The sequence below is a fragment of the Daejeonella sp. genome, from assembly GCF_030695525.1.
GTDB lineage: Bacteria > Bacteroidota > Bacteroidia > Sphingobacteriales > Sphingobacteriaceae > Daejeonella.
Window position 1 is genome coordinate 129,810 of the sequence record NZ_JAUYSS010000065.1, and the last position, 6,720, is coordinate 136,529.

A 6,720-nucleotide genomic window follows, 5' to 3' on the forward strand; every position below is an offset into this window, starting at 1 on the left:
CGTAGTACGGAAATTAAATTTTTCTTTCTGCTTTCTCCCAAACTGCACTTTGTTGTTTCCATAAATAACGTTTTATACCCAAAATAACTGCATAATTCATCACACAAAAGTAATAGGGAATAAAGAATATTTTTAAACGTAGCTCTCCTTTCTCTAGAATTAAGCCTGAATAAGCCAAGAGATAGAAAATTACCTGTCCTGCCAATAAAATAGAGAAAGTAATTTCTTTGGATTGAAACAGTATAAGCACATTTAGTAGCAATATCAGAATTAACAAAAATGGTGTGATTGTCCATCGTAATACTCGGTGACTTATGTATTGAAAGCTCAATAATCTGTACCTGAAAAAATTAAGCAAAACTTTTAGTCTCACAATGGATTGTATACCTCCTGCAGCAATACGAACCTTTCGTTTTAATTCTTCTGAAATATTCTCTGAGGCAGTCTCTATAGCAAAAGCTTCAGGTTCATAAACAATCCGATATCCTTTTGCTGCAATTAGCATTGAAATCATAAAATCATCTAAAATGGTATCGTCGGATACTCCTGAATATAAGCTCATGCGAACACTGAATAACTCACCTGCAGCACCAATTGTTGAATAAAGTTCGGAGTCCCACTTTTTTAGTAAAGATTCATACTTCCAGTAAAAACCTTCCCCTGCAGAACCCGCATCAGCTTTTTCATCAGAATGGACTCTTTTCTCACCTGCAACAGCACCGATCTTCTCATCGGCATAATGTCTAGAGATATTAATCAATGCATCTTTATTTAATAGGGTATTAGCATCAGTAAAAATAATTATCTCTGTTTTTATATGTTCCATTGCACGATGGATGGCTGCGACTTTGCCTTTTCTTTCGTTCTGATGAAGCAGTTTAATCTGTGGGTATTCCTTTAAAATTTCAGGCGTTCTATCAGTAGAACCATCAGTAATAAAAATCAGTTCAAGCTTTCCCTCAGGATATTTTAGTGATAGTGTATTCCTGATCTTCTCAGATATAAAGTTTTCTTCATTATATGCCGCAATTAGTAGTGTGCAGGTTGGTAGATCATCCCACTCATAGAAAATCTCCGGCCGTTTACCCTTCATCATTCTTTTGATGAGCAGCATTAAATACAAAATGAATCCATATCCCAAATAGGTATAAACTATGATGATTATGCTGATCCAGAAGATGATTTCCATATTTCAGTTGTCAGTTGTTAGTTGTTAGTTGCCTGTTGTCAGTAAATTCTGACTTGATTTAAATTGTTTTTAATGAATTAGATCTTCTTGCTCATTATTAATTATCGACTGTCAACTCCTGTTGTCATCCCGACGCAGGAGGGACCTCATTGCTTTTAATATACCTTTCCAATATTTAAACTTATTAATACGGCTAAGTTCCCTCCCGCGAAGAGCGGATCGGGATGACACCGTTTTTAAATTTAAATAGATCGTCCATTTCACATTGTCAACCCGATAGCTATCGGGTCTCTTCGTACCCCAATTCTCTGCTTTCTGTTCCATTTGTAAAATTCCACCATATTCCTCTTAAAAACTGCCTTGCATGAGCAATATTTCCAGTCAATAAATATCCAAGAAGGTTTCTCGGACTAACTAATAATAGAAAATGAAAGTAAAATATAATTCTGGAAAACCAGGGTGCGTTCCTTCGTATAAACAGAATCCTGTTCCTGCACATGAAATATTCTTTTAGAAGGCTCTTCTTTCCAACAGACATAGACTCCTTATGATAAATCGCAGCTTTGGGTTCAATCCAGATTTCATATCCGGCTTTTTTGATCTTCTCACACCAATCCATTTCTTCATAATACAGAAAAAATAGTTCAGGCATTAGTCCGGCTTTGTTAATTGCCTCCTTCCTGATCATCATTGCTGCCCCATGAACAAAGCCAGTCGGACCAGTTGTATGATCATATTGCCCCAGGTCTTCTTCCATTTGTCCGATGCACCGATTTCGACCGGTATTCATATTCATTTCAGTAAATCCGGCATATTGAATAATACCGGGTTCATCGAAATAGAGAATCTTCGGACTTATAGCTCCAACTTGCGGACTGGAATCTAAAACAGCAACCAGTTTTTCAATCAGACCCGCACTGAATTCAGTGTCATTATTTACAAGGAAGAGGTACTCACCATTTGCTTCCCGAATACCTAAATTGTTTCCTCCTGCAAAACCCAGGTTCTTTTCAGACCGGATAAAGCGAACCTCAGGATAATAGGACCGCCAGGCCGGGATATGATTCTCCCGGCTACCATTATCAATAACAATAATCTCAATCAATGAATAAGTATTACAAACTGCAACAGATTTTAGAAACAGCTCAGTGAGTAATGGCTGGTTGAAATTGACAGTGATAATAGAAACCCTCTTCAATGTGTCTTATAATTGGGGATTAAAGTACAAAAAAAAATATGGCAAAGACAGGTAAAGCTTATCAGGGAGGCTGGTTTTATACCCTATTTGTGTTTAGTGCGCTCATTTACAATATATTACTATATTTGAAATACGTGATGTGAGATTTTAGACAGCGTCAAGTTCTAAATATTAATATTTTTGGTATTGCTCATTGCTACTATAGATTTTAGCTTTATTTCATTATCAAAATCTTACCATCATATTATTGCTTGGAACGATAATTGTTTAACCTTTTAAAAATAGACAGGAAAAAACCGTAATAATTATACATCTTGGAAAATCGAGACATTAACAAAGAATTTTCAAAATCCGCAAAGGATTCAAAATCAGAATTTACAGAAATTCATAAGAAAATGGATGAGTTTGTCTTGCTTCTTGCCGAAACTGAACCAGATAATACATTACTCCAGGAGTTGCAGGCAAAGTTCAATTCTGCTATTCGTTCTGCGTCCGATACAACTGCTTTGGGACCTTATAAAAAGGTAAAAAATAACATACTGAATGAAGATGGAGATTCTGAGTTGGGGCAGCTTCTAATGATGAACGACCTGGATAAATCTGCTCATAAGAGATTAGCAACCTGGCAGATTGTTGGAATGGTGATAAGATTAATTATTGCTCTTCTTTTGATCCTTTTGGGCTTTGGAATGATTATCATGCCCGCGCCGCCATATTTTGAGATGTTTACCTTATTTTATCTTAACCCAAATGATGGGGTTACCATTATGGATGTCATTTCACTGATCGTTGCCTTTATTGGTGTTTATTTGGTAATCAGTATTATAAATAGAATTAGAATCCGAAAATAACTATGACACCAATAAAAGATACTGAACTATTGGAACAATCAACTATATCAGTGCTCCCTCACAAATCAATCATTACCTATTATGCAATTCAGAACCACTGATAATGACCTAAATGGGCTTGATCTATTAAGATTTCTACTCTCTATCACCATATTGATCTATCATTTTCCGCATTTTATTTTTCCTTTTTCTGATCTGCAAACTTTAAATAAAGGCACTTTACCACTCTCTGCTTCCTTACTATTTATATATGAATATGGAGATATCGCTGTAAGAGTTTTCTGGATGATATCTGGTGTTATTTTTTTTCATTTTTACATGGAAAAGATAGCAACGAGATCAGTTTCTTTTAAGAAATTCGCTTTTAACAGGCTCTCACGCCTTTATCCACTGCATTTACTAACATTAATCAGCGTTGCCCTACTACAATATGCTTATTTTCAAAAGTTTAATGTAGCGTTTATTAATCCTGGTAACGATTTCATACATTTTATTCTGAACTTGCTCATGATTAATTATTGGAGCTCAAAATTTGGATTATCCTTTAATGGGCCATTCTGGAGTGTATCAGTTGAAATTTTTGTTTATATTATCTTCTTCCTTCTGGCATATGTAAAATTAATTATCAAGCCAAAATTCACACTAACATTTACACTGATTTTCTTTGTAATTTATTTCCTTGGAATTTTGAATCCATTTAATGAATGTTTACTGTTTTTCTTTGCGGGATGCCTGCTGGCACAGAACTACCAGCGAGTTAAATTTTCGCACACATCTTTTTTGCTTTTGCTCATAACAGTTTTGCTCACAATCACTTATTACACTTCCATTTTTAGCCATGAGTATGTTTCTCGGCTTATTAACTGCGTCATTAGATTGGGTATCGGGATTCTTCTTATTATCTTTTTTAGCAAGTCATTTACTATGGCAGGGGCAACATTAAGGACCTTTTTACGCACGTTTGGGAATATGACATATGCTATGTACATGATCCATTATTCCCTCCAAATAATCCTAATTCTGATATTCTACCAAAAGGGAATAGAATTTATAAATACACCCGAATTTATGATTAACTATATTTTAATTACAGCAATACTTGGCTATTTGATTTACAGGTTTTTTGAGTCTCCAAGTCAGAACTTTTTGCGAAGGCTGGCTCGTGATCTCTAGAGGGGTTATGTGAGGTTGATTTGTAGAAAAATATTCTCATGTCGGGGAATATTTTCCTGATAATAATCATAAATGTCTTTAGTGAAATCAAAATTTAAATAAATTATTATTTAAATAAGCTTAGTAAACAGCATATAGAAAATTTCAGGCCTATGGATTTTAAATTGGATTAATCTTTGTCAAACTCTTATAGGTCATTTATTAAAGACTCTTTATTTTTAATATAACGAATTAAAACAATTCAATGCAAAGAATATTTACCAGATTATTAGTTAAGTATATCAGGTTTAATTTATTTCTGATAGCATTTATTTTGCTTGGTGGCGAGGCTAATGCGCAGTTTCCGTATGGAGATACTTTTAGGAATGCTACTTCTCCAGATCTTGTTTTTGGCGGAACCAATGGCTCTGCGTTCCTGACTGCAAGTGCAACGGCTGTAACAGCATTTGGGGCTACTGGGACTGCAGGTACTGGACAACTCTTTGATGCAGATCCAGCTGATGCGGGTTACCTTAGGTTAACGAGGGGGTCACTTAATCAAAATGGGTTTGCCTATAATAACAACAGAACCTTTTCAACTACTGACGGGTTGGATATCGCTTTTGAATATTATACTCATACTGGAAGCACAGCCATACCTGACATCTACGGCGGCGATGGTATTACATTTTTTCTTTTTGATGCCACTACGCCAGTATTTACACCCGGATTTTTTGGGGGCTCGCTGGGATATGCGCAAAATGGGGGCTCTGGAGCCGGTGTGCCCAATGGGTTCCTTGGTATAGGGCTTGACGAATTTGGTAATTTTGCAAATCCCGGTGCTTCACAGCGTGCGGGGGGGCCTGGGAAAACTCCTAGTGCCATAACTATCCGGGGGGATGGAAATGGCACTGGACTTCAACAAGGTGCTTTTGTAGGGAATACTAATTACGAGTTTATCTCTACTGTTAACACGGTGAATTTGGTTCCCTCATTTTCACTTACATCCGGCGTTGCAGCCGCAACCAGAACGACTAGTCCAGAGAGACCAAACGGCGGGTTCTTGACTAGTGATGCTGGGTATCGTAAGGTACGAGTTGTCATAGAGCCCAATGGTGTTGGTGTTTACAAGCTTAATGTTTATATATCTTACAATGTCCTTGGCGGAGCAGGTAATTATGTAGCTGACAGACACATAGTTGTTGATCAGGCTTATACACCTAACGTTATCCCGGGTAATGTGAAATATGGGTTTACAGCGGGTACCGGAACTGCGTACAATGTCCATGAGATCCGGGCAATCACGGTCGTTGTTCCTGCAAGTTCACCTAAGGTTCCTACAGCATTGACAGTTGCAAAATCCGGCCCTGAGAACTCAAATATTACCTTTGCTCAATCAGACTTTTATAATTCTGATTTTAACCTTACTAAGTTTACAGATCCCAACGGGGATGCATTGAATAAAATACAAATTAAATCTCTTCCTAACCCTCTTCACGGGGTATTGAAGCTTGCACCTGGTGGGACAGTTGTTAACATTAATGAGGAAATTTCTTATGCAAACATCCCTAATTTATACTTCGAGCCGGTTAATGAATATGATGGTGCAGCATCCTTTACCTGGAATGGTGCAGATCCTGGAGGATTGTATGCTGTAGCTGATGCGGCAGTTAATATTACATTAACCCCAATACCTTCAATAACACCTGCCAATCTTTCAGTTTGTTTAGGAGCCACCCAAGGATCTTTGGTCTACACAAATATGACTGATGGAGCCAACGAGTATACTATTGATTTTGATGCTGCTGCACAGGCAGCAGGGTTTTTGAATGTGGTTTACACTGCTTTACCTGCCAGCCCAATTACAATTACTGTACCCGGAGCAGCTACGCCTACAATTTACAGCGCTACTGTTACAGTAAGAAATACAGTAGCAGCCACAACTGGTACTCCAACAGGATTTACCGTAACGGTAAAACCCTTAGCGGTAGCAGCGGATATTGCGGTTAGTGCTCCAGCGGTATGTTTTGGCAGTAGCGCGGTTCTCACCCCATCTTTAGCGGTAGCGAATAGTATAACGAGTCCGGTTTACACCTGGTACGCCAATGCAGATAAAACGGGTCCGATTACCACAGGCGGAGCTTTCACAGTAGCCGGTAACGGAGTATTAACCGTTACGGGTCTAGCAGCCGGCCCCCATACCTATTATGTAGCGGTAAGTGGTACAGAGAAATGTGAGAATGCAGGTGGCACACTTCAGTCAGTCACGGTTACGGTAAAACCCTTAGCGGTAGCAGCTGATATTGCGGTTAGTGCTCCAGCGGTATGTT

The 6,720-nt window shown here is 37.9% G+C and carries 5 protein-coding genes; 3 read left to right on the top strand and 2 right to left on the bottom strand.

From position 1 onward, the window contains the following. Positions 1-13 precede the first annotated feature (13 nt). On the bottom strand, positions 14-1,189 hold the full coding sequence (locus tag Q8S11_RS15305; RefSeq protein ID WP_305662997.1) for a glycosyltransferase family 2 protein: 1,176 nt from the start codon (positions 1,187-1,189) through the stop codon (positions 14-16). A gap of 280 nt (positions 1,190-1,469) precedes the next feature. Further along, positions 1,470-2,387: a glycosyltransferase family 2 protein gene (locus Q8S11_RS15310; protein ID WP_305662998.1), complete on the bottom strand. Its 918-nt coding sequence runs from the start codon at positions 2,385-2,387 to the stop codon at positions 1,470-1,472. 314 nt (positions 2,388-2,701) lie between these two features. On the opposite strand from Q8S11_RS15310, the gene Q8S11_RS15315 reads away from it, so the two are divergent. The 3 genes from Q8S11_RS15315 to Q8S11_RS15320 form a co-directional block, all read left to right on the top strand. Beyond that, positions 2,702-3,238 (top strand): hypothetical protein, encoded by a 537-nt coding sequence (locus Q8S11_RS15315; protein ID WP_305662999.1) that lies wholly within the window; start codon positions 2,702-2,704, stop codon positions 3,236-3,238. A gap of 81 nt (positions 3,239-3,319) precedes the next feature. Next, positions 3,320-4,411: an acyltransferase family protein gene (locus Q8S11_RS17895; protein WP_371135184.1), complete on the top strand. Its 1,092-nt coding sequence runs from the start codon at positions 3,320-3,322 to the stop codon at positions 4,409-4,411. Between the two features lie 244 nt (positions 4,412-4,655). Then, the coding region (locus Q8S11_RS15320; protein WP_305663000.1) for a hypothetical protein at positions 4,656-6,720 on the top strand (2,065 nt) is incomplete at its 3' end.

Bases quoted from the DNA above. Each gene is read 5' to 3' on its own strand.
- Q8S11_RS15305 (WP_305662997.1), bottom strand. From the start codon at position 1,189: ATGGAAATCATCTTCTGGATCAGCATAATCATCATAGTTTATACCTAT.
- Q8S11_RS17895 (WP_371135184.1), top strand. From the start codon at position 3,320: ATGCAATTCAGAACCACTGATAATGACCTAAATGGGCTTGATCTATTA.